Origin of the sequence: Candidatus Kapaibacterium thiocyanatum (assembly GCA_001899175.1) — a bacterium.
GTDB classification, from domain to species: Bacteria; Bacteroidota; Ignavibacteria; order Kapaibacteriales; family Kapaibacteriaceae; genus Kapaibacterium; species Kapaibacterium thiocyanatum.
Window position 1 is genome coordinate 23,338 of the sequence record MKVH01000024.1, and the last position, 20,020, is coordinate 43,357.

Sequence of the window (20,020 nt, forward strand, 5' to 3'; positions counted from 1 at the left end):
ACGATCAGAGTGTCATCGGTGTTTCGATCAGCACTGCATAGACGTCGTCGACGGCTTCGACGTCGAGTTGTCCGACGTCGGTGACACCGATGGTGTCCCGGCGTCGCAGTGTGTCGCCGCCCATCTTCATCGTACCTTCGATGACGAAGACAAGGACTCCGTTGCCTCCGTTCCTGAGGGTATAGGTGACCTTCTCACCACGCGGCAACCGTATCAGCGACATATAGGCCTGCTGGTTGATCCAGAGCGGAAGCCCCTTGCCGTGCGGACCGACGATCGTCGTGATGCCGTTCGTGGTGGGCACGGCCATCTGTTCGTATCGCGGCTCCACCTCCATACGTTCCGGAATGATCCAGATCTGCAGCAGCTTCAGAGCCTCGTCCGCAGAGCCGTTGTATTCGGAGTGCGTGATGCCTGTGCCCGCCGACATCACCTGCACCTCACCCGGACGCAGTGCTTCCGCATGGCCCATGCTGTCGCGATGCATCACGGTGCCTTCGAGTGGAATCGTGATGATTTCCATGTTGTCGTGCGGATGGGTCCCGAAGCCTTTTCCCGGCTCGACGATGTCGTCGTTGAAGACGCGGACCATACCGAAGCGGACACGGTTCGGATCGCGGTAATGACCGAAGCTGAAGGTATGGAAGGTCTTCAGCCAGCCGAAGTCGAACCCACCGCGATCATCGGCGGGGATGAAGAGCGTGGTCATTGTAGTTCCCTTGTGGCTTGTGTACGACGGACATGCAGGACGAGTGCCTCGATCAGTGTTCCGAGGACCTTGAGTGATGCTTCATCGATCAGCGTGCCGGCTTCGTCGGCCTTCGTGCGACCTTGCGTGACGAGCACTTCCGGTCTGCTGAGCGTGAGGGCGTTCTGCGACTGGAGGACGGTGCGCAGGGCGATCTGACCCCGTACCGTTCCGAAGTTGCCTCCGGATGCACCCATGATGGCGACGGGTTTACCGTTGAACGGCTTCACCGGCGTACGCGACATCCAGTCGATGGCGTTCTTCAGGACGCCACTCAGCGAGTAGTTGTATTCGGGCGACGCGATCAGGATACCGTCGGCTTCTGCCAGTTGCTTGCGCAATGCCGCTACGGCCTCCGGTTCTCCGGCGTGCTCGACGTCTTCATCGTACAACGGGATGTCGGCGAGGCCGGCGATCGTCAGGGATACGCCTTCGGGCAGGAGTGTCTGCGCGGCGCGCAGCAGACCCGTATTCGTCGAGGCCTTGCGCAGCGACCCGGATATTCCAACGAGATTCATCATGTACTTTCCCTTCCGGTATAGTTCACATCGAGGTTCGAACGCAATATATGTGTTTAAACACACAAATCAAACCATATGCCGTATGGACCACCGTTCGGAGGAACTGCGACGCCGGATCCCGACGGTACGGCCGGTCTAAAATAGACAACACCTCCATTGTCCGAGGACGATGGAGGTGTCCAATGCACCGTGCGTAACTGAGGTCCTACCGTGCGATGACCATCTGGCTCGTTCTGCGTCCGGACGGCGAGTTGATGCTCGTCATGTACGTCCCTGCAGGGATGCCGTCCGTGCTGATATGCTGTTCGAGGATTCCGTTGCTGACCGTAGTGGGGACGGAGCGCACCAGCACTCCGTTCATGTCGAAGACTTCGATGGTAGCCGGCCCGTCCTGGAGGCCCTGCTGACGTACGGTCACCGCCGACGATGCAGGGAGCGGCGTGATGTGCAGCGACATGCCGCCGTCACGTGATGCGTCGTTCAGGCCCGTCGTGCCGCTGGACGGGAAGAGCAGTGAAGACTCGTCCCTGGAAGGTATGGTGCCGTCCCAGAGCATGAAGCGTGTGGCCGAGCGCTTGCCTCCGTCGCCGATGCCGAGCGGCAGACCCTTCATGCGGTGATGGTCGAGGCGCCCGGACTTCAGGTCCGGATACTTGTCGTGCCATGCCTTCATCAGTGCCTGCGCTTCGTTCTTCCATGCTTCGATCTTCGGTTCACCGGAGTCGAAGATGCTGCGGAGCTTGTTCTTCGAATGGTCCGCGATCGGCTTCAGGCGTTCCATGATGGATTCCATGGATTCCCTGTGCTGCTCGCGCATTCCCTTGATCGCATCGTGGCGTTCGGAATGATCCTCGTGATTCTTCGTCATCGCGGAACGCATCTCCTTGCCCATGTTCTCGCGGCTGACCTTGGCTTCGGCGCGGAGCTTGTTGAGTTCGGTGAGATCCTGCGTGGAGAGGGAGGCGTCGTAGGTCCGCTTCCATTCCGAGAGCGTCGGGAAGACCGACTTCTCGAGCCAGGAATGCATCGACGTGCGGAGTTCGTTGAAGGCTTCCTTGTTGGCCGCGCGATCCTTGTCGGGGCGTCCTGCCTTGGCGTTCGCCTGACCGATGCTGAGCAGAAGGACGAGTGCCATCACCATCGTCGTTTTCATGATCGTACCTCGAATGTGGGAGTATCGAACCGTGTCTGTGCTGAATGTGCCCCTAGACCCTGCCCCATAGGGGGAGGTTTAACAACGGATCACGATCCGGTCCGGATCACTCCTCCTCGAAGGCCCGCTTCCTCGAGAGGACGGCCTGGCGGCGCTGCTTGAATGCCCGTTTCTCGTGGCGCGTACGCAGTACGTGAAGCACTTCGAACAGGGTCTTGAAGGAATGATGGGGAATGCCGTTCGCCGTGCAGTAGGCAGCGAGATGGCCCTTGGCGAAGATGATGTCGGCATGCTCGGCCGCACACCGGTCGGAATGCCCGTCGCCGATGTAGACGATGACGTCGTCAGGGCCTGCGGTATCGAGCAGGACATTGCGTTTGCACGATGCGCAGTAGCACGAGCACGACTCGGAAGCGCCGGGAAAGTCGGGCTGCCATACGTCGTTCCTTCGTTCCATGGTGTTGCAATGGACGGTGAGATGGGAAGAATCCACGCGTGCGAGGATCGGATCGATGTACGAGCGGAAGCCGTCGCTGACGACCGTCAGAGGCAGGCCGTTGGCATCGCACCAGCGCACCAGTGCCGGGAACGATGCGTCGACGGTCTGCTGTTCGGCGAAGTCGCGAAGAGCTTCGACCGTCGTGTCGATGCGGAGAGCTGCGCAGGACCGTCGATAGTATTCCGCGACGGAGATCGATCCGGCGAGAAGGTCGTCGTGGATGGTGTCGAAGTCGCCGAAGGTGCGGAAGAGTTCGTTGCCGATGTCTTCACGAGTGATCGTGCCGTCGAAGTCGATGAATATCCGTACCATCCTCGCCATCATGCCTGATAGGTGTGGAAACCTCTGCCCGCGGCCTTGCCGTTCCATCCCGCGCGCATGTACTGCTTGAGGAGGACGCACGGACGATAACGTTCCTGGCCGTACTCGCGATAGAGACCTTCGAGGATCAGCGTCACGACGGGAAGGCCGATTTCGTCGGCCCATGCGAGCGGACCCTTGGGATAGTTCGTGCCGAGCATCATGGCCTTGTCGATGTCTTCCGGCGAGGCTACGCCTTCCATCACGGAGAATGCCGCTTCGTTGATGATCGTGACGAGGACGCGCAACTGCACGAGACCCACACGATCTTCCACACGCTCAGTCGTATAGCCCAGAGCGGCGAGCAGTGCTTCGGCCCTGGCACGATGATCCTCCGTCGTATTCAGTCCGGGGGCCACTTCCACGATCGTGACGGACGACATCATCGACGGGACGAGACCTATACCGACGATACGGTTGATGACGTTGCCCAAGAAGCCCAGCTCCGTGGCGGTATTCGTCAGCGAGCTCGCGATGATCGTGGCCCTGGGATTGATGCTTCCCGCCACTTCGAGTCCGATCTTCCGCTCGAAGGGCGTTCCGACGGAAAGGTCGACGATGTGGGTGAACGATCCTGCGGCCGTACGGATGTCGTAGACGACGCGGTCGGCATACGGACCGTAGATCTCGGGCTGGGTGGTCCCATCCTGAAAATCCTGATCGATCAGGTCGAGGTGCATGTCCATCTCGTCCACTTCATCCATCGGGGGAAGGATGGAAAAGGGGACGCTCTTTGCGTCGAGGATCGCTGCGAATTCTTCAACGAAGTCGAGGTCGCCTGTCAGCAACACGTTGAATCGGGGATCGGTAGGCAGGTTGTATACGGTCATGGCTACAAAGATAACCGCTATCTTGCGTCTCATGAGCAATATGCTGCAACGTATCCTGGTCGGTCTGGTGGGGATACCACTGGTCATCGGCCTGGTGTATTTCGGTGGCTGGCCGTTCTCCGCCGTCATGATCATCATATCCGCACTTGCCCTGCGCGAATTCTATGGCCTCGGGCTCTCCAAGCATGCCGATGCCAACGTACCGTTCGGCATGATCTGGGGAATCTGCGTGCAGCTCGCCATCGCATGGATGGTTCGGTCTCCGGCCGGGCTTACGGCAGGCTCGATCGTCCTCTCCGCTGTCGTCGTCACGGGAACGGTTCTGGCGCTGACGCTGGAGCTGTGGCGCAACAAGCCGAACGCCCTGCTGAACGTGATGTCCACAGTGACGGGCGTGATCTACGTTTCGGGCGGACTCGGTTCACTGATCTATCTGCGTGGATACGATCATCCGTGGTTCTTGGACGCCCGCTTCGCCGATGGCGGTGCCTCCTTCATCCTGACGCTCTTCGTGTCCGTATGGATGTGCGACAGCGTGGCCTACTTCGCGGGCATGGCCTTCGGCAAACACAAGCTCTTCCCTCGCGTGAGTCCGAAGAAGTCATGGGAAGGCGCCGTCGCAGGCGGCCTCGGTGCCATCGTCGCAGCGATAGTGCTCGGCGGCTGGCTGCTGCCCCATGCACCGATGTGGCTGCTCGCGACGCTCGGTGGAATCGTCGGAGTATTCGGCCAGATCGGCGATCTCGCCGAATCGCTGATGAAGCGTGACGCCACGATCAAGGACTCGTCACACCTCATTCCCGGACATGGCGGTGTGCTGGACCGGTTCGACAGCATGCTCTTCGTGGCTCCGCTGATCTGTGCCATCCTGGTGCTCGTCAACTTGTATCACGGTTAATACCTTTCGCATGGCATCGTCGCACGATCATGATCATCACGATCATCATGGACATCATCACCATCATGGTCCGGGCCATGTCCATATCCATGAGCATCGGGACATCCGGCCACTGAGGATCGCCATCACGTTGACGGGTCTGGTCTTCGTCGCCCAGGTCGTCGGCGGGCTGTACTCCGGCAGTCTCGCCCTGCTGTCCGATGCCGGACATGTCTTCGTCGATCTCGCCTCACTGCTCATCGCCTTCATCGGATTGAAGCTCGCTGCGCGTGCCCGGGATCAGCACGACATGCGCTTCACCTTCGGCCTCCGGAGAATCGAGATACTCGCCGCTCTCACGAACGGCTTCCTGCTCCTCGGCATCTGCATCTACATCATCATCGAAGCGGTGAAGCGCTTCGTCGATCATTCCCATCACATCCACGCCGAGTCGATGCTCGTCATCGCCATCGTCGGCTTCATCGCCAACGCCATCAGTGCGATGTATCTGCACAAGTCCGAGCACATCACGACGCGGAGTGCCTATCTGCACGTGATGACGGATCTGATGTCGAGCGGTGGCGTCATCATCGCCGCCGTCATCCTGACGATCACGGACTGGGAATGGATCGATCCTCTCATCTCGCTGCTGATCGCCGCCGTGATCATCCGTGGCGCCATCCGCGTCATCAGGCAGGCCGGTGTGATCCTCATGGAGTCGTCGCCGGAACACATCATGCCCAAGGACGTGCGTGAGGCACTGCTCGATCTCGAAGGTATCGATGACGTTCACGACGTCCATGTCTGGCAGCTCGGTGCCAATGACTATACGGCGACCGTTCATGTCGTATCCGGCAGGGCTACGGACGACGTCGTCATCGACGTCAAGAACCGTCTGCGTGAACGCTTCTCGATCGATCATGCAACGGTTCAGGTCGAGACGCGGGACCTGCACGATCAGGGAGAATGCGGCTCATGCTGAAGCTCATCATTATTGTTGCAAATCTTATCCTGTCTTCTGAATTTGTCATCAGGGCTTCCATCCGTTACCTCGATGCTGATCGCGCATCGAAGATCACCCGCCTTCTGCGATGGATATCCCTGCCGCTGTCGCTCACCGTATTGGTATTCGGCCTCATCGTCCAGTCGGACGCACAAGTGGGAGAACCAGGTTCGAAGTTCGCAGGAGCATCGCTCCTCGCCGTCATCGCAGCACTTCTCGTTTCCGTGACGTGTACGATCCTGTCGGTCGGTATGTATATGCTGATGGCGATCAATCACGCACGCGTCGCATCGGGACGACGTATCGCCTTTACGTTGACCGTTCAGTCGGCCGGTATAGCCGCCATCGGATTGTCCGCATACATCGGAGCATCGCTGACCCTACCTATCATGCTGACGATGTTCATCGCCGGCATCGGTATATATACTGCAGGTTTGATGATGGAGCGAAAAATGTAGTCGTTCAGGGAACAAACCTTCGACATGGAAGTATAAGGGCGCGTTCAAACAAACGAATACCTGTCCAACTATCAGTTGAGGTTGTCTTATGTCACGATTTCTTCACGTGTTTCTTGCCACGATAGCCGCATCGACGATGCTGACCGCACAGTCGAAATACGATGGCCGAGTGGCGGTAGGATTGAACGGTGGTGTCTCCTGGGGAGTCAACGAAACGGAGATCAAGAATCGTTCCTTCAACTTCCTTGGACGCGTCAACGGACTGTACGACCTGAACGAGACGATCGCTCTCGAACTCGGTCTGGGCTTCACGACGAACAGCAGCAAGGACGTCGGCGGTTTCTCCGATTACAAGACGTCCATCATCCAGCCCGACGTACGTATCCGCGCCTACTTCACCCGTGGTGCCTTCAATCCCTACGTGACCGGTGGTCTCGGTGCTGCCCTGTACGATAACAGCGAGCGTCCGTACAATGCCGATCCCGAAGCGAAGAAGAGTGGTGCCGCACTGGCCGGTATCCTCGGAGCGGGCTTCCAGTACATGTTCAGCAACAACTGGGGTATCGACTTCCAGGTCGCTGCCGTGCCGACCTTCACGGATGATATCAATCCTGCATACGATGAGAAGAAGGACGGTTACTGGAAGGGAACGCTCGGTATCCTGTATGTGTTCGACAACAGCCAGAACGATTCCGATGGCGATGGCCTGACGAACGAACAGGAACGTGCACTCGGTACCGATCCCAACAACCCCGATACGGACTTCGACGGTCTGAAGGATGGCGAAGAAGTCAACAAGTACAAGACCGACCCACTGAAGGCCGATACGGATGGCGATGGTCTGACCGATGGCGACGAAGTACGCAAGTACGAAACGGATCCGCTGAAGGCCGATACGGACGGCGATGGTCTGACGGACGGTGACGAAGTCAACAAGCACAAGACCGACCCGCTCAAGATGGATACCGATGGCGATGGACTCGGCGATGGTGTCGAAGTGAACACCCACAAGACCAATCCTCTCGAGAAGGATACGGATGGTGACGGTCTGACGGACGGCGACGAAGTGAATACGTACAAGACCAATCCTACGAATCCCGACACGGACGGTGATGGCCTCAAGGATGGGGATGAAGTGAATACCTTCAAGACCAATCCTACCAATCCCGATACGGATGGCGACGGTCTCAAGGACGGTGAGGAAGTACGTCAGTACAACACCAATCCCAACGACCGCGATACGGACAAGGGTGGCATGCCCGACGGTGAGGAAGTACGCCGCAAGAAGAATCCGCTCGATCCGCTGGACGATGTGGAGCGCGCTCGACCCAAGCTCGAACTCGGCAAGAAGATCGTCCTCGAAGGTATCGTCTTCGAAACGGGCAAGGCTGCCATCAAGCCCGAATCCGAGCCGATCCTGCAAGGTGCCCTGGAAACGATGAACGAGAATCCCGAAGTCGAGGTACTGATCACCGGCCACACGGATAACGTAGGCAAGCGCGACAAGAACATGAAGTTGTCCGCCGACCGTGCCGAATCCGTCAAGCAGTGGATGGTACAGCGTGGAGTCTCCGCGGCACGCATGACGACGAAGGGCTTCGGCCCGGATCGTCCGATCGCGCCGAACGACACCGACGCCAACAAGCAGAAGAACCGCCGTATCGAATTCGAGCGGACGAAGTAAGCTGCCGTCCGAACGGCGATGAACGTAATGAACGGGGTGCCGATGTGAATCGGCACCCCGTTTCCGTTCGAATGACGTGAGCCATCGCCCGAATGCTATATTCACGCCATGTCAGGATGCGCAATACTGTTCTTCAGCCGGAGCTGGGCGACCGAAGCCGTCGCCAAGCCCCTCGGTATCACCGATACCGGTCGTGCGGAGCGCATCATACGCGCGATGATGGAGGGTGTCCTGACCGTGCTTTCGGGTGTCGACGCCGATCTTCACTGGTGGTCCGATGTCCCCATCGAATCCGACGTTCTCCACAGGCATGGCATCCATACCAACGAATGCCAGCGCGGCGCGAATCAGCGCGAACGCCTGAAGAACGCCGTCGATGATCTGTTCGCGCGTGGATATGCCCAGGTATGTATCGTCGGAAACGATACTCCGCTGTCCCGCGATCTCGTCGAGAACGTCCTGGACGCCGGTACCGATGTCATCGGTCATTCCTGGGATGGAGGCTTCTACATCCTCAAGCTGATGCGTGGATCTCCGGCTGCTGCCCTGTTCGATGCGGAACGCTGGAACGGAGGACGTCCAGATGTCACCGGCCTGGATCTTTCCGTCGTCGAAGCACGGCTCGACTTCGATGTGGCAGGCACGATCCTGCGCGCCCACCCCGACAAGTATCTCCGTGGTCTCGCCGATGATGCGGACCACGTCGTCTACGGACGCCCCCGACACGTCCCCCCGCCTCTTCTCGTCGTCGTCGATGGTATCGACGGACGCGCCCCTCCATCGGTCCGTCACCGATGATGCACTGATCGGCGGTCATCGGCCATGGAATGGTCGACCTTCTACATGTTCTCGCCGCAAGGTGCGGCAGGGGAATCTTTCGTCGTACACGACAACACAACAAGGACCAATAATGAGCACGTATTACAACCCCGCAGATCTCGCGAAGTTCGGTGCGATCGGTGAGTTCCAGGAAGACCTTGCGAAGAAGTTCTTCGACTATTACGGCAGTGTCTTCGCCGAAGGCGCACTGACGCAGCGCGAGAAGTCCCTGATCGCTCTTGCCGTGGCGCATGCGGTGCAGTGTCCGTACTGCATCGACGCCTATACGACGGACTCGCTCGAGAAGGGCGCCACGGAGCAGCAGATGATGGAAGCCGTTCATGTCACGGCCGCCATTCGTGGTGGTGCATCGCTCGTCCACAGCGTGCAGATGATGAACAAGGCCAAAGAAGTCCTGATGTGAGGTCGCCATGGCATCAATAACGAAATCGTTGAAGTTCAGGGGCAGTGAGCTCGCGAGCACTGCCCTGCAGCTTCGTGTGCTGAACGGTGCGGGTGGCGATATGCCGCCACTCGCACCGTTCGGGGACAAGCTGCGCACGGCGGGCCTGTATCCGCTCAGGCCGGTACCGACGGAGATATTCCAGGTGAACGTGGGCAAGATGTGCAATCAGGTCTGTCGGCATTGCCACGTCGATGCCGGACCCGACCGCAAGGAGATCATGACCCGCGATACGATGCAGGCCTGTCTCGACGCACTTGCATCGACGGGCATACGGACGGTGGATATCACCGGCGGTGCACCCGAGATGAATCCGGACTTCCGCTGGTTCGTGGAAGAGATCCGCAAGCTCGGCAGGACCGTCATGGTGCGATGCAATCTGACGATCATCGTATCGAATCCGAAGTATCACGATTTGCCGGAATTCTATCGTGAGCATCGGGTGCACGTCGTATCGTCGTTGCCGTTCTACGATGCACGGAATACCGATCGTCAGCGCGGTGATGGGGTCCATGACGATTCCATGCGTGCCCTCAAGATGCTCAACGCCGTCGGGTATGGCATGGAGGGAAGCGGGCTCGTGCTGGACCTCGTCTACAATCCGGTCGGTGCCCTTCTGCCCGGACCGCAACAGGCGCTGGAGGCCGATTTCAAGCGTGAACTGATGAAGCGGCATGGAGTGGTATTCAACGATCTCCACTGCATCACGAACATGCCCATCTCGCGCTTCCTCGAATTCCTGATCGAGAGCGGCAACTATGCGGCATACATGGAGAAGCTCGTGAATGCCTTCAATCCTGCCGCGGCGGCGAACGTCATGTGCAGGAATACGCTGAGCATAGGCTGGGACGGTACGATCTACGACTGCGATTTCAATCAGCAGCTCGATCTGCCCGTAGCATCGTCATCGTCGATTCACGACTTCGATATGGCGAAGCTCGAAGCCCGCGCCGTCGTTCTCGGACAGCATTGCTATGGTTGTACGGCAGGGGCGGGGAGCTCATGCGGCGGTCAACTCACATGATGGACAGTACGTGGCTGATCGTCTTCATGAAGGCACCAGTGGCTGGAACGACGAAGACGCGACTGGCCGACGGGATCGGTACGGATGCCGCTCTCGACGTCTATCGTGCCTGCGTGGAACGACTGGCCCGTATGTGGTCGTCGTTGAACATGCATGTAGCGGTCTTCGTCGACGGGAATGAGCATGCGGGAGCGGTCAGGGCGTGGCTGTCGCTGGATCACGTCCACGTACAGGAAGGCGCCGATCTCGGTGCGCGGCTCAAGCAGGCGATCGCCGTCGCCTTCGCGCATGGCGCCAGCCGGACGTTGATCATCGGCACCGACGCACCGTTGCTCGATGATGCCCTGTTGTATGCTGCCGAACGGAAGCTGCACGATCACGACGTCGTGATCGGTCCGGCATACGACGGTGGATACTATCTCATCGGTGTCGCCGAGCCGCTGTTCGAGTTGTTCGAGGGTATCGCGTGGAGTACCGACCGGGTGCTCACGCAGACGCTCGGTATCGCGGCGGAGCGAGGGCATACGTGCGCTCTGCTGGAGCCCTTGCGCGATATCGATACCGCTGACGATCTTCGCTCCGTCCTTGCAGCGCTGCCCGGCGATCATTCGTTCCTGCAGCGTGTCGGCAAGCATGTCGTATGACGGGATCGATCCCGCAGGAAGTCCAGGGAGAATCATGGGACACGTCGTCATCATCGGAAATGGCGTAGCCGGAGTGACCGCAGCGCGGAACATCCGCAAGCGCTCGGATCACAGGATCACCATCGTCTCGAGTGAATCGCAGTACTTCTTCTCCCGTCCTGCCCTCATGTATCTCTTCATGGGCAGCATGGAGTTCGACCATCTCAAACCCTACGACGACGGGTTCTGGAAGCGCAATCGTATCGATCTCGTATTCGGTCATGCAACCGGCATCGACACGGCCTCGCGGCGTGTCATGATCGACGGCGGGAATGCTATCGATTACGACCATTGTATCGTAGCCACGGGATCGGTCCCGAACTATGGAGGATGGCCCGGCGAGCGAAGCGAAGGCGTGCAGGGCCTGTATTCGCTGCAGGATCTGCGGAATCTCGACGTGAGCTCGCGTTCGACGGAGCATGCCGTCGTCGTCGGTGGTGGCCTCATCGGCATCGAAGCCGCGGAGATGCTCCGTTCCCGGAATGTGGGCGTCACGTTGCTCGCACGTGAATCCGGATACTGGGGTAATGTGTTGCCGTCGGAAGAATCGGCCGTCATCGGCCGCCATGTCGGTGATCATGGGGTCGATCTTCGGCTGTCGACGGAGCTCGGTGAGATATTCTCCGATACGTCGGGCAGGGTGCGTGCGGTGGTGACGAAGGATGGGCACGAGATCGCCTGCCGAACGGTCGTCCTCGCCATCGGCGTCTCACCGAATACCGCGCTTGCCCGTGCGAGTGGACTCGACGTCGATCGCGGCATCGTCGTCGATGGATGTTTCGCGACCACCGCACCCGATGTCTACGCCATCGGTGACTGCGCCCAGCATGCCGACGGCAGTGTCGATCAGTTGTGGTATACGGCCAGGGATCACGGAGAACATGTCGCACGCGTCATCTGTGGCGATGGGGCTCCATACCGACGCGACGTTTTCTACAATTCGGCGAAGTTCTTCGACATCGAATATCAGACCTATGGCATCGTTCCTGCGCAGGTGCGGAACGACGCATCGTTCACATGGATGCATCCCGATCGCAGACATTTCCTGCGCATCGTTCACGACGGACAGGGAGTGACCGGGTTCAACGCGTTGGGTATCCGCCTGCGTGCATCGGCATGCATGGAATGGATACGGAACAGGACGCCGTTGTCCCAGGTCCTCGATCGTCTCGATGAAGCCGACTTCGATCCGGAGTTCACACGGACGATCAAACGTGTCGGACGCGAGAGGAGGGCCGCATGACGATGCTGACGCTCGACGTACCGAAGGAGATCGGATCGGCCAACCGGCTGATGCCGATCGAGCGTGCGGGAATCGTTCTCGTATGTGCTGCCGTGCTCATGTTCATCGTTGGCGCAGGCGGAATGTTCGACGGACATCCGATGCTCCATATGCTGCTCACGCTCGGCATCGGAACCATCGGAGGATTGATGGCCGTTCTGCCGGGCTTCGCCGATGGACCGGCCGGTATACGGAACAACGGTATCATGTGGTCGCCGGCCAAACGCCGTGGAGCCATCGCATGGGCTCTGGGTGTGCTCTTCACGGTATTCTACGTTCTTCTCTACTGGTATCCTTCGACGCTGTCGCACATCGTTGTTGCTGCCGACCCACTCAGCATGCTGTTACGCGGCAGGGCGGCGGATCACTGGTTCTTCTACGGAACGCTGTATACGCTGGCGATCGTCGTCATGGGCATCAGGATGCTGGCGAAGTACCGTCACAGTCGATATCACGTCATCCGTACGCTCAGCGTCATGGCCGCACAGCTCGTGGCGGCCTATCTCATTCCTGCCATGCTTATCCGGATGGAGTCGAAGGAATTCTACTTCAGCTACTTCTGGCCATTGAAGTACGAATACCTGTTCCCGGATACGATCGATACGCTGCTCGGATCGTCGGACGGCCTGCTCATGTTCATGGGATTCTGGTCATTGGTCATGACGTTCGTCGCGACGCCGATCCTGACGTGGTTCTACGGCAAACGCTGGTACTGTTCGTGGATCTGCGGATGCGGTGGTCTGGCGGAAACCGCGGGCGATCCCTTCCGGCACAATTCGGACAAATCATTGGCGGCATGGAAGGTCGAACGCTGGATGGTCCATGGTGTTCTCCTTTTCGTCGTGGTGACGACGATCGTGGTATGGCTCAATTCCGTTCTCGGTGGGGCCATGCTCGGCTCATGGTCTTCGGGTATCGGTCGTGCGTATGGATTCTATATCGGCGCGCTGTTCAGTGGCGTGATCGGCGTAGGATTCTATCCCATTCTCGGGTCGCGGGTCTGGTGCCGGTTCGGCTGTCCGATGGCGGCGGTGCTCGGAATCCTGCAGCGATTCGCTTCGCGATTCCGGATTACCACGAACGGCGGCCAGTGTATCTCCTGCGGCAACTGCAGTACGTACTGCGAGATGGGCATCGACGTACGGAGTTATGCGCAGCGTGGAGAAGATATCCGCCGGGCCTCGTGCGTCGGCTGTGGCGTCTGTGCCACGGTCTGTCCGCGCGGGGTGCTGAAGCTGGAGAATCGCTGATCGGGCCAGCATCGTGAAACATCCATAACTTGCCGCATGGAACGACATCTCATATCATCGAGCACACCGTGGGAAGCCACGGTAGGTTATTCCCGTGCCCTTCGTGTGGGGAATCTCATCGAAGTCGCAGGGACGACGGCCGTGGAAGGCAACGACATCGTCGGGCAGGGCGATGCCTATGCCCAGGCGGCCTTCATCTTCAGGAAGATCCAGCATGCACTCGAACAGGCGGGCGGCGGGATGGGCGATATCGTGCGGACGCGGATGTACGTCACGGCTTCGTTCGTCATCGACGACGTTCTTCGAGCGCACGGAGAGGTCTTCCGTGATATCAGGCCCGTGGCGACGATCGTCGTCGTCAGCGGTCTCATCGATCAGCGTCTTCTCGTGGAAATCGAGGCAACAGCCGTCGTCGCATGACCGACACCTTCGAACTGCCGATGTGGTGGGATCTGCTCGCCACCTTCCTCTATGCCATCGTGGGAACACGATTCGCCATCACGCGCGGGTACGACATCATCGGTGTCCTGGTGCTGTCGCTGGTGGGTGGTGTCGGCGGAGGTCTGCTGCGCGACGTCGTCCTGCAGGCAGGTACGCCGATGGCCCTGCGCAGTACGTGGTATCTGACCGCGGCGTGGAGCGCAGCCGGTGTCGGATTGATGCTGCACCGGATGGTGCCCAGGCTCCAGCGCATCCTCGATATCGTCGGAGCGGCATCGCTCGGACTCTACGGAGTGTTCGGGGCGCAGAAGGCGTTGCTGCTCGGACTCAGCCCGTTGTCCGCCGTCTTCATCGGCTTCCTGAATGCCGTAGGCGGGGGATTGCTGCGTGACATCATCGTCCGCAACGAACCGGAAGTCTTTCGTCCGGGAACGTATTTCGCCGTGGCCACCATCGCAGGTATCATCGTCTTCGTGACGTTCGAGGCCTTCACGACGGTACCGGCTGACGTATCGGGTATCATCGGGACGACGGTGACGGTCGTCATCCGCATGCTTGCCCTGCGATTCGGGTGGCAGACGCGGGCGATCGGCAGAAGGTAACCGGATTCATCGCCTGCCTCGTATCCGACCCTATTCCCTGAACGTCGCCTGCCTCGTATCTGGCCCTATTCCCTGAACGTCGCTACTTCCATGTCGGTCACGCCGCCGTGGATGTTGACGTCGTATCTGTTCATGGAAGGGCCACTTAACCAGGTGAACGGTTTCCCCTGGGCGGCGGCATTCCAGTTGTCGAGCTTCATACCCGTGCAACCGCCGTGAATGGCCATGCCGAGATCGGAGCCGTGCGGACGCAGGATACGGACGTTGTTGCAGCCACCGTGGATGTCGATGGAGATTCTCGATGTCGGAGCGGGAAGGACGATGTCGACGTTCACGGCACCACCATGGATGGTCAGCCCGTTCAGCGTCGATTCCAGCATGTCCACTTCCAGGTCGGCCACGCCGCCATGGATGACGACGTCCCAGGGAGAGACGGATGGGAGCTTCAGATCGCTCCAGCCTGTCTCGCTGCCCATACACAGCTCGTGCATCATCGTGCGGAACCGTGGAACGGAGATATGGATGTTCCGTCCGTCCTCCATGACCCTCGGGGAAGGGCCCTGGAAGATAGCTTCGACGTTCGCCAGCGTCCGTCGGGCACTGATGCGCAGTCCGACGACGCCATTATGGATGATGCAACGACGCTCGGACAGCCTGTCCAGTACCCCGGAGTCCGCTGCAATGGTATCGTAGCTTGCCGTCATCTTGATTCCTTGTTATCTTGATTCGCAAATATCTCAATCATCAAATTAAAAACAAATGGAACAGCAGTGTCGAACACCGATCTGATGGAAGAACTTTCGGATGCCGGGCGCGAACTCAGTACCGTGACCGTGCTCATGCACACGTTGTTCGCACGGAAGTTCGGACTGAATGCGACGGACTGGAAATGCGGTGATCTGCTCGACAGACACGGACAACTGACGGCCGGTGAACTGGCCGTACGTACCGGATTGACGACGGGTGCGGTGACGACGATCATCGACCGGCTGGAAAAGGCCGGTATGGCACGGCGGATGCGCGATCCGGACGATCGGCGCAAGGTCGTGGTGACGACCGTCCCGGGCCGGAAGGAGGAAGTCATGGCCGCCTTCAGCCCGTTCTTCGAGGCATGGGAAACAGTACTTGGCGAATACAGCGAATCCGAACTGAAAACCGTTCTGAAATTTCAGCGACGTGTGGTCCAGGCGATGACCGATGTGATCGACAAGCTCCGCATGACGGATGAAGAAGAATAGATTGTTTGTGGTCCGTTACCGGTAGAACTTCTTCGCGTCCTCTTTCATCTTGACCAGTTCGGACTTGATGAGATACATCATGTGACCGCCCTCGTAGTACGTCATGTCGATGTTGGGACGCAGTGACGACGGCAGGCCGAGATGACGGAAGGTATGTTCCGTGGCGAAGAACGGTGTGGCGAGATCGTAGTAGCCGTTGAGCACCCATATCCGCAGGTCGGGATTCATGACGATGGCGTCGCGAAGTCGGGGAGCCACGTTGAGATACTCGTTCTGGGCGTTCGAATAGTCCCAGGGATGGACGCGGCCTGTGAGGACTTCGTAGGGAAGATTCGTACGCACGTTCAGCTCACGCGAGAGATAGTCGTTCACGAGCGTCGAATACGAACCCTGTACAGCAGGAGCGTAGCTCGGATCGTTTTCCATGTACTCGCTCAGGGGATTCACCTGCGGATTCGTATACCGTCCGTCGAATCTTCCGATGACGCGGCCGCTCGAGCGAAGGAGTTCCTGACAGAAGCGGTAGATCACGACGCGGAGGTCGGTTGCCTCGATGTACTGCGTCGACAGCCCGGTATAGCGCGCGAGTTTCTCGACGACGGCAGTGCGTTCCGTACCCTGCAGGGCATCACCCTTCATCAGGGCCACGGTGTAGTCTCCCGTGGCGAATGCACGTACTTCGTTGAGGACGTCGGCGAGCGGCTTCGCCTGGAGATCGGCGCCGAGCTTCTTGTGATACCATGCGGCAGCGGTGTAGCTGGGCAGGAAGAGATTGGGCGGCAGGTCGTTGCCTTCGGCGAAGTCCAGCGTCTGGAAGTTCAGCACGGCACTGACAAGAATGACACCGTTAAGGAACATGCCGTATCGCTGCTGCAGATGTGCCGACAATCCCGATGCGCGCGTCGTGCCGTAGCTCTCGCCGATGAGATACTTCGGAGAAGCCCAGCGCTTGTATTCCGAAACGTAGCGGCGGATGAAATCGCCGACCGATTCGATGTCCTGATTGTATCCATGGAAGTCCTTCGCCTTGTCTCCGACCGCGGCGCGGGAATACCCCGTGCTGACGGGATCGATGAAGACGAGGTCCGTCATGTCCAGCCATGACTGGTCGTTGTCGACGAGCTTGCCCGGCGGGGGCAGGGCATTGCCGTCGTCCTTGAGCAGGACGCGGCGAGGGCCGAGAACGCCCATATGGAGCCATACGCTCGACGAGCCGGGGCCACCGTTGAACGAGAACGTGAGTGGGCGCGTGGCGGGATCCGTGGTTCCCGTCCTGGTATAGGCGATGAAGAAGATGCGGGCGCGCTCGGTACCGTCTTCCTGCGTCAACGACAGATGGCCTGCAGTGGCATCGTACTGCACGCGCTGACCGCCGATGGTGATCTCGTGCCGCGTCGTGACGGGCGGCTGGATGATCTGCGGTGTGGTCTTCGACGTGGAGTCCGCTGCGGATGCACTACCGATGGAGATGACGAAGGAAGCGAATATGAGAAGGGACTTGAGCGAACGCATGGAGCAGAGCCGTTATTTGGGTGAGTTTTCCGATCTGATGGAGAGAATCTTTTCCTGCATCGCCTCGTCCGACGGCGGCTGTATCCCGCTCAGGAAGGGCGTCACGTCTTCGATCAGTCCGTTCGTCGTTTCCCGCTGGATGTAGCGGACGACTTCCTGGATGCTGCCGGTTTCGTTGAAGACCTTGATCTGGCGATCCGCGCCGGACCCGGTTTCGAGGATATGATGGATGTATTCTATTTCCTGTCGTGAGCCGAGTTCATCCACGACGTCGTCCACGAAGTCGAGCAGTTCGCGTATCAAGTCGCGTGCCGGAAGTTCCTTCTGACGTCCCCAGTCGATCAGTTTTCCATCGAGACCGTAGCGTACGGCCCGCCACTTGTTCTCCATCAGCAGGGAACGGCGGTACTGGCGGAAGGACAGGTTCTTGGCATAGAGCGAATAGAGCTTGGCCGCCAGGGCCTGGCAGAGTGCAGCGATGGCGATCGTTTCCTCGATGCGCATCGGCAGGTCGCAGATACGTACTTCGAGCGTCGGGAAGAACGGATGTGGACGGATGTCCCACCAGATCTTCTTCGCATTGTCGATGGAGCCGGTCTTGACGAGCAGGTTCACGTACTGCGTGTATTCGCTCCAGCCCGCAAGGCGATCCGGCAGGCCGGTCCTGGGGAAGCGTTCGAAGATCTTCGAACGGAAGCTCTTGAGACCGGTATTGACGCCTTCCCAGAAGGGCGAATTCGTGGAGATCGCCAGGATGTGCGGCATGAAGTACCGCATCTCGTTCATGATCTGTATCTGGACTTCGCGGTTCTCGATACCGATGTGGATGTGCATGCCGAAGATCAGGAGTGATCGCGCGAGCATCTGCATGTCTTCGATCAGGATGCGGTAGCGATCGTCGGGATAGATATCCTGGTCTTCCCAGTGCGCGAAGGGATGCGTACTGGCGGCGCCGATGAGGAGTCCGTTCTGCCGTGCGAGATGGGCGACGATGGAACGGATCTTCGTGACCTCGAAATGGGCCTCCTTCACGTTCCTGCAGATCCCTGTGCCGATTTCCAGCATCGAGCCGTGCATTTCCGGCTTGATGTGTTCGTGCAGGAGAAGGCGTCCTTTCGACAGCAATTCGAGGTTGACATGGGATCGCAGATCGTACGTGGTAGGATCGAGCACCATGTACTCTTCTTCGATGCCAAGCGTGAAACTCGGACGAGCATACGGATTGTCCGTTGCGTCGTACGTGACTGCGGGATCTTCCATGCAACCTCCGGTAATGCAGTCGGCAATATACTCAAGCGGCGAACCGCATATGCCAGCGAAACTTCATGTCCCGACTTCCGTTCAATGCTCGGCCTTTCGGCTAACTTTGCGGGACCATTTCCAACCACGTTTCGTGTGACAGACCATGCCCGAATTCTCCATCGAAAGCAACGGACGCATCGAGAAAACCGCCGTCTACTACAACGGTGACCAGCTCCGGGGCGTACGTGAAATCATGCTGAATCTGGACGAGAACGGTACGTTCGATGCCGTTGTCCAATATCAGGGAACGGACGAACAGCTCTATACGAAGCAGATCTTCGTGGATCTGCTGGACAACGTGCAGACGATGGAGCCCACCTTCACGGAAGAGGAAGCGGCGCAACTGCGCCTGATCACGATCCGGAGCGACGGCGACATCAACAATACCTTCGTCTATATCAACGACGAGGAGCAAGGTGGCATCGTCAGCCTCTTCCTCCACATGAAGGCCCCCGCACAAACGTCTCAAGGCTCCAGGCCGGAATTCAAGGCCGAAATCACTTATCGCAACGATGATGACTCGCTCTCGACCGAAGGAGTATTCTGATGAAGGTTCTGCAACGCATATCACTGACGGCCATGCTCGTCGCCATCCTGGTGATGCTCATACCGGCCGACCTCGACGCACAACGACGCGGCGGCAGCTTCGGTGGAAGCCGCTCGAGCCGCTCCTACTCCTCGCCATCACGCGGTGGGGGAAGCTTCGGTTCCCGCAGTGGTGGCGGCAGTTTCGGTTCGCGACGCTCGTCGCCGTCGACCAGTCCCTATTCGGGATCGGGCGGACGGACGTCGTCGGTTCCCCGGGCCCAATCCTCGCCGTCCGTACAGCGCAACTCGTTCGGCGGTTCGCGTCTGAGCACGTCCAGTGACTATACCAGCCGCTACGGTATTCCCCGCAAGACGGAGCGCGCGACGTTCTCGTCGGGTGGCGGTGGCAGAACGAACTACGTGGTCAATCGCTACGGCGGTATGGGCGACGGTTTCATGATGGGCTATCTGATGGGCAGTGTGCCGTGGTACTACAGCATGCCCTTCCATCCGGCCTATTACTACAGCCGCCCTTATACGGTCGCGAATCCCGACGGTACGGTGAGCGCCTATCCGGGGACGTTCCAGTGGGGAACGCTGTTCTTCACGGTTCTGGTCATAGGAGGCGTCGCCTTCATCGTCTACGTATGGGTCCGTAACCGCCGTCGCCGCAGTGCGAACGGCGGGCTGGACATGTCGCGATCGTCCTTCGGCTGATCGCATCGAACGAATCGACAAAGAAA

The 20,020-nt window shown here is 59.1% G+C and carries 23 protein-coding genes; 15 read left to right on the plus strand and 8 right to left on the minus strand.

What is annotated here, in order from left to right:
- Nucleotides 1–4 precede the first annotated feature (4 nt).
- The 5 genes from BGO89_08700 to BGO89_08720 all read right to left on the minus strand — a co-directional run bounded on the left by BGO89_08700 (nucleotide 5) and on the right by BGO89_08720 (nucleotide 3,967).
- Nucleotides 5–709, minus strand: coding sequence for a hypothetical protein (locus BGO89_08700; GenBank protein ID OJX56622.1), 705 nt, complete (start codon nucleotides 707–709; stop codon nucleotides 5–7).
- On the minus strand, nucleotides 706–1,269 hold the full coding sequence (locus BGO89_08705) for a hypothetical protein (GenBank protein ID OJX56623.1): 564 nt from the start codon (nucleotides 1,267–1,269) through the stop codon (nucleotides 706–708). The genes BGO89_08700 and BGO89_08705 overlap by 4 nt, the downstream gene beginning before the upstream one ends.
- Before the next feature lie 205 nt (nucleotides 1,270–1,474).
- Nucleotides 1,475–2,422 (minus strand): hypothetical protein, encoded by a 948-nt coding sequence (locus tag BGO89_08710; protein ID OJX56624.1) that lies wholly within the window; start codon nucleotides 2,420–2,422, stop codon nucleotides 1,475–1,477.
- A 106-nt stretch (nucleotides 2,423–2,528) separates the two neighbouring features.
- Nucleotides 2,529–3,245 carry a hypothetical protein gene (locus BGO89_08715; protein OJX56625.1) on the minus strand — a complete coding sequence of 239 codons (717 nt, stop codon included), beginning with the start codon at nucleotides 3,243–3,245 and terminating at the stop codon, nucleotides 2,529–2,531.
- Nucleotides 3,242–3,967, minus strand: a complete 726-nt coding sequence (locus BGO89_08720) for a hypothetical protein (protein ID OJX57322.1) — start codon at nucleotides 3,965–3,967, stop codon at nucleotides 3,242–3,244. The genes BGO89_08715 and BGO89_08720 overlap by 4 nt, the downstream gene beginning before the upstream one ends.
- Before the next feature lie 142 nt (nucleotides 3,968–4,109).
- Between BGO89_08720 and BGO89_08725 the strand changes: the two genes are divergently transcribed.
- From BGO89_08725 to BGO89_08780, 12 genes are all read left to right on the plus strand, one after another.
- Nucleotides 4,110–5,009, plus strand: a complete 900-nt coding sequence (locus BGO89_08725; GenBank protein OJX56626.1) for a hypothetical protein — start codon at nucleotides 4,110–4,112, stop codon at nucleotides 5,007–5,009.
- Between the two features lie 10 nt (nucleotides 5,010–5,019).
- Nucleotides 5,020–5,970, plus strand: a complete 951-nt coding sequence (locus BGO89_08730) for a hypothetical protein (protein OJX56627.1) — start codon at nucleotides 5,020–5,022, stop codon at nucleotides 5,968–5,970.
- Complete coding sequence (locus BGO89_08735; GenBank protein OJX56628.1) at nucleotides 5,955–6,449, plus strand: hypothetical protein; 495 nt, start codon at nucleotides 5,955–5,957, stop codon at nucleotides 6,447–6,449. Before BGO89_08730 ends, BGO89_08735 begins: the two co-directional genes overlap by 16 nt.
- A gap of 136 nt (nucleotides 6,450–6,585) precedes the next feature.
- On the plus strand, nucleotides 6,586–8,133 hold the full coding sequence (locus tag BGO89_08740) for a hypothetical protein (GenBank protein OJX56629.1): 1,548 nt from the start codon (nucleotides 6,586–6,588) through the stop codon (nucleotides 8,131–8,133).
- A gap of 108 nt (nucleotides 8,134–8,241) precedes the next feature.
- Nucleotides 8,242–8,931 carry a hypothetical protein gene (locus tag BGO89_08745; protein ID OJX56630.1) on the plus strand — a complete coding sequence of 230 codons (690 nt, stop codon included), beginning with the start codon at nucleotides 8,242–8,244 and terminating at the stop codon, nucleotides 8,929–8,931.
- Between the two features lie 112 nt (nucleotides 8,932–9,043).
- On the plus strand, nucleotides 9,044–9,376 hold the full coding sequence (locus BGO89_08750; protein ID OJX56631.1) for a 4-carboxymuconolactone decarboxylase: 333 nt from the start codon (nucleotides 9,044–9,046) through the stop codon (nucleotides 9,374–9,376).
- A gap of 7 nt (nucleotides 9,377–9,383) precedes the next feature.
- Nucleotides 9,384–10,439 carry a radical SAM protein gene (locus BGO89_08755; GenBank protein ID OJX56632.1) on the plus strand — a complete coding sequence of 352 codons (1,056 nt, stop codon included), beginning with the start codon at nucleotides 9,384–9,386 and terminating at the stop codon, nucleotides 10,437–10,439.
- On the plus strand, nucleotides 10,439–11,083 hold the full coding sequence (locus BGO89_08760) for a hypothetical protein (GenBank protein OJX57323.1): 645 nt from the start codon (nucleotides 10,439–10,441) through the stop codon (nucleotides 11,081–11,083). The genes BGO89_08755 and BGO89_08760 overlap by 1 nt, the downstream gene beginning before the upstream one ends.
- Nucleotides 11,084–11,117: 34 nt before the next feature.
- Nucleotides 11,118–12,365: a hypothetical protein gene (locus BGO89_08765; protein OJX57324.1), complete on the plus strand. Its 1,248-nt coding sequence runs from the start codon at nucleotides 11,118–11,120 to the stop codon at nucleotides 12,363–12,365.
- On the plus strand, nucleotides 12,362–13,654 hold the full coding sequence (locus tag BGO89_08770; protein OJX56633.1) for a 4Fe-4S ferredoxin: 1,293 nt from the start codon (nucleotides 12,362–12,364) through the stop codon (nucleotides 13,652–13,654). Before BGO89_08765 ends, BGO89_08770 begins: the two co-directional genes overlap by 4 nt.
- A 36-nt stretch (nucleotides 13,655–13,690) precedes the next feature.
- Nucleotides 13,691–14,074 (plus strand): hypothetical protein, encoded by a 384-nt coding sequence (locus tag BGO89_08775; protein ID OJX56634.1) that lies wholly within the window; start codon nucleotides 13,691–13,693, stop codon nucleotides 14,072–14,074.
- Nucleotides 14,071–14,697 carry a hypothetical protein gene (locus tag BGO89_08780; protein ID OJX56635.1) on the plus strand — a complete coding sequence of 209 codons (627 nt, stop codon included), beginning with the start codon at nucleotides 14,071–14,073 and terminating at the stop codon, nucleotides 14,695–14,697. The genes BGO89_08775 and BGO89_08780 overlap by 4 nt, the downstream gene beginning before the upstream one ends.
- 65 nt (nucleotides 14,698–14,762) lie before the next feature.
- Here BGO89_08780 and BGO89_08785 read toward each other — a convergent pair whose 3' ends face one another.
- Nucleotides 14,763–15,401 (minus strand): hypothetical protein, encoded by a 639-nt coding sequence (locus BGO89_08785; protein OJX56636.1) that lies wholly within the window; start codon nucleotides 15,399–15,401, stop codon nucleotides 14,763–14,765.
- Nucleotides 15,402–15,485: 84 nt separating this feature from the next.
- On the opposite strand from BGO89_08785, the gene BGO89_08790 reads away from it, so the two are divergent.
- Nucleotides 15,486–15,935, plus strand: a complete 450-nt coding sequence (locus BGO89_08790; protein OJX57325.1) for a hypothetical protein — start codon at nucleotides 15,486–15,488, stop codon at nucleotides 15,933–15,935.
- A 15-nt stretch (nucleotides 15,936–15,950) separates the two neighbouring features.
- Here BGO89_08790 and BGO89_08795 read toward each other — a convergent pair whose 3' ends face one another.
- Nucleotides 15,951–17,348, minus strand: coding sequence for a peptidase S10 (locus BGO89_08795; GenBank protein OJX57326.1), 1,398 nt, complete (start codon nucleotides 17,346–17,348; stop codon nucleotides 15,951–15,953).
- Between the two features lie 111 nt (nucleotides 17,349–17,459).
- Nucleotides 17,460–18,707, minus strand: a complete 1,248-nt coding sequence (locus tag BGO89_08800) for a carboxylate-amine ligase (GenBank protein ID OJX56637.1) — start codon at nucleotides 18,705–18,707, stop codon at nucleotides 17,460–17,462.
- Between the two features lie 145 nt (nucleotides 18,708–18,852).
- On the opposite strand from BGO89_08800, the gene BGO89_08805 reads away from it, so the two are divergent.
- Together BGO89_08805 and BGO89_08810 are read left to right on the plus strand one after the other, a co-directional pair.
- Entirely contained in the window at nucleotides 18,853–19,296 is a 444-nt protein-coding gene (locus tag BGO89_08805; protein OJX56638.1) for a hypothetical protein, read from the plus strand.
- Nucleotides 19,296–19,994 (plus strand): hypothetical protein, encoded by a 699-nt coding sequence (locus BGO89_08810; protein OJX56639.1) that lies wholly within the window; start codon nucleotides 19,296–19,298, stop codon nucleotides 19,992–19,994. Before BGO89_08805 ends, BGO89_08810 begins: the two co-directional genes overlap by 1 nt.
- The last annotated feature ends 26 nt before the right edge of the window (nucleotides 19,995–20,020 follow it).

Coding starts and splice junctions, on each gene's coding strand:
- BGO89_08700 (OJX56622.1), bottom strand. CDS start 709: ATGACCACGCTCTTCATCCCCGCCGATGATCGCGGTGGGTTCGACTTC.
- BGO89_08705 (OJX56623.1), bottom strand. CDS start 1,269: ATGATGAATCTCGTTGGAATATCCGGGTCGCTGCGCAAGGCCTCGACG.
- BGO89_08710 (OJX56624.1), bottom strand. CDS start 2,422: ATGAAAACGACGATGGTGATGGCACTCGTCCTTCTGCTCAGCATCGGT.
- BGO89_08715 (OJX56625.1), bottom strand. CDS start 3,245: ATGATGGCGAGGATGGTACGGATATTCATCGACTTCGACGGCACGATC.
- BGO89_08720 (OJX57322.1), bottom strand. CDS start 3,967: ATGGACATGCACCTCGACCTGATCGATCAGGATTTTCAGGATGGGACC.
- BGO89_08725 (OJX56626.1), top strand. CDS start 4,110: ATGGCTACAAAGATAACCGCTATCTTGCGTCTCATGAGCAATATGCTG.
- BGO89_08730 (OJX56627.1), top strand. CDS start 5,020: ATGGCATCGTCGCACGATCATGATCATCACGATCATCATGGACATCAT.
- BGO89_08735 (OJX56628.1), top strand. CDS start 5,955: ATGCGGCTCATGCTGAAGCTCATCATTATTGTTGCAAATCTTATCCTG.
- BGO89_08740 (OJX56629.1), top strand. CDS start 6,586: ATGCTGACCGCACAGTCGAAATACGATGGCCGAGTGGCGGTAGGATTG.
- BGO89_08745 (OJX56630.1), top strand. CDS start 8,242: ATGTCAGGATGCGCAATACTGTTCTTCAGCCGGAGCTGGGCGACCGAA.
- BGO89_08750 (OJX56631.1), top strand. CDS start 9,044: ATGAGCACGTATTACAACCCCGCAGATCTCGCGAAGTTCGGTGCGATC.
- BGO89_08755 (OJX56632.1), top strand. CDS start 9,384: ATGGCATCAATAACGAAATCGTTGAAGTTCAGGGGCAGTGAGCTCGCG.
- BGO89_08760 (OJX57323.1), top strand. CDS start 10,439: ATGGACAGTACGTGGCTGATCGTCTTCATGAAGGCACCAGTGGCTGGA.
- BGO89_08765 (OJX57324.1), top strand. CDS start 11,118: ATGGGACACGTCGTCATCATCGGAAATGGCGTAGCCGGAGTGACCGCA.
- BGO89_08770 (OJX56633.1), top strand. CDS start 12,362: ATGACGATGCTGACGCTCGACGTACCGAAGGAGATCGGATCGGCCAAC.
- BGO89_08775 (OJX56634.1), top strand. CDS start 13,691: ATGGAACGACATCTCATATCATCGAGCACACCGTGGGAAGCCACGGTA.
- BGO89_08780 (OJX56635.1), top strand. CDS start 14,071: ATGACCGACACCTTCGAACTGCCGATGTGGTGGGATCTGCTCGCCACC.
- BGO89_08785 (OJX56636.1), bottom strand. CDS start 15,401: ATGACGGCAAGCTACGATACCATTGCAGCGGACTCCGGGGTACTGGAC.
- BGO89_08790 (OJX57325.1), top strand. CDS start 15,486: ATGGAAGAACTTTCGGATGCCGGGCGCGAACTCAGTACCGTGACCGTG.
- BGO89_08800 (OJX56637.1), bottom strand. CDS start 18,707: ATGGAAGATCCCGCAGTCACGTACGACGCAACGGACAATCCGTATGCT.
- BGO89_08805 (OJX56638.1), top strand. CDS start 18,853: ATGCCCGAATTCTCCATCGAAAGCAACGGACGCATCGAGAAAACCGCC.
- BGO89_08810 (OJX56639.1), top strand. CDS start 19,296: ATGAAGGTTCTGCAACGCATATCACTGACGGCCATGCTCGTCGCCATC.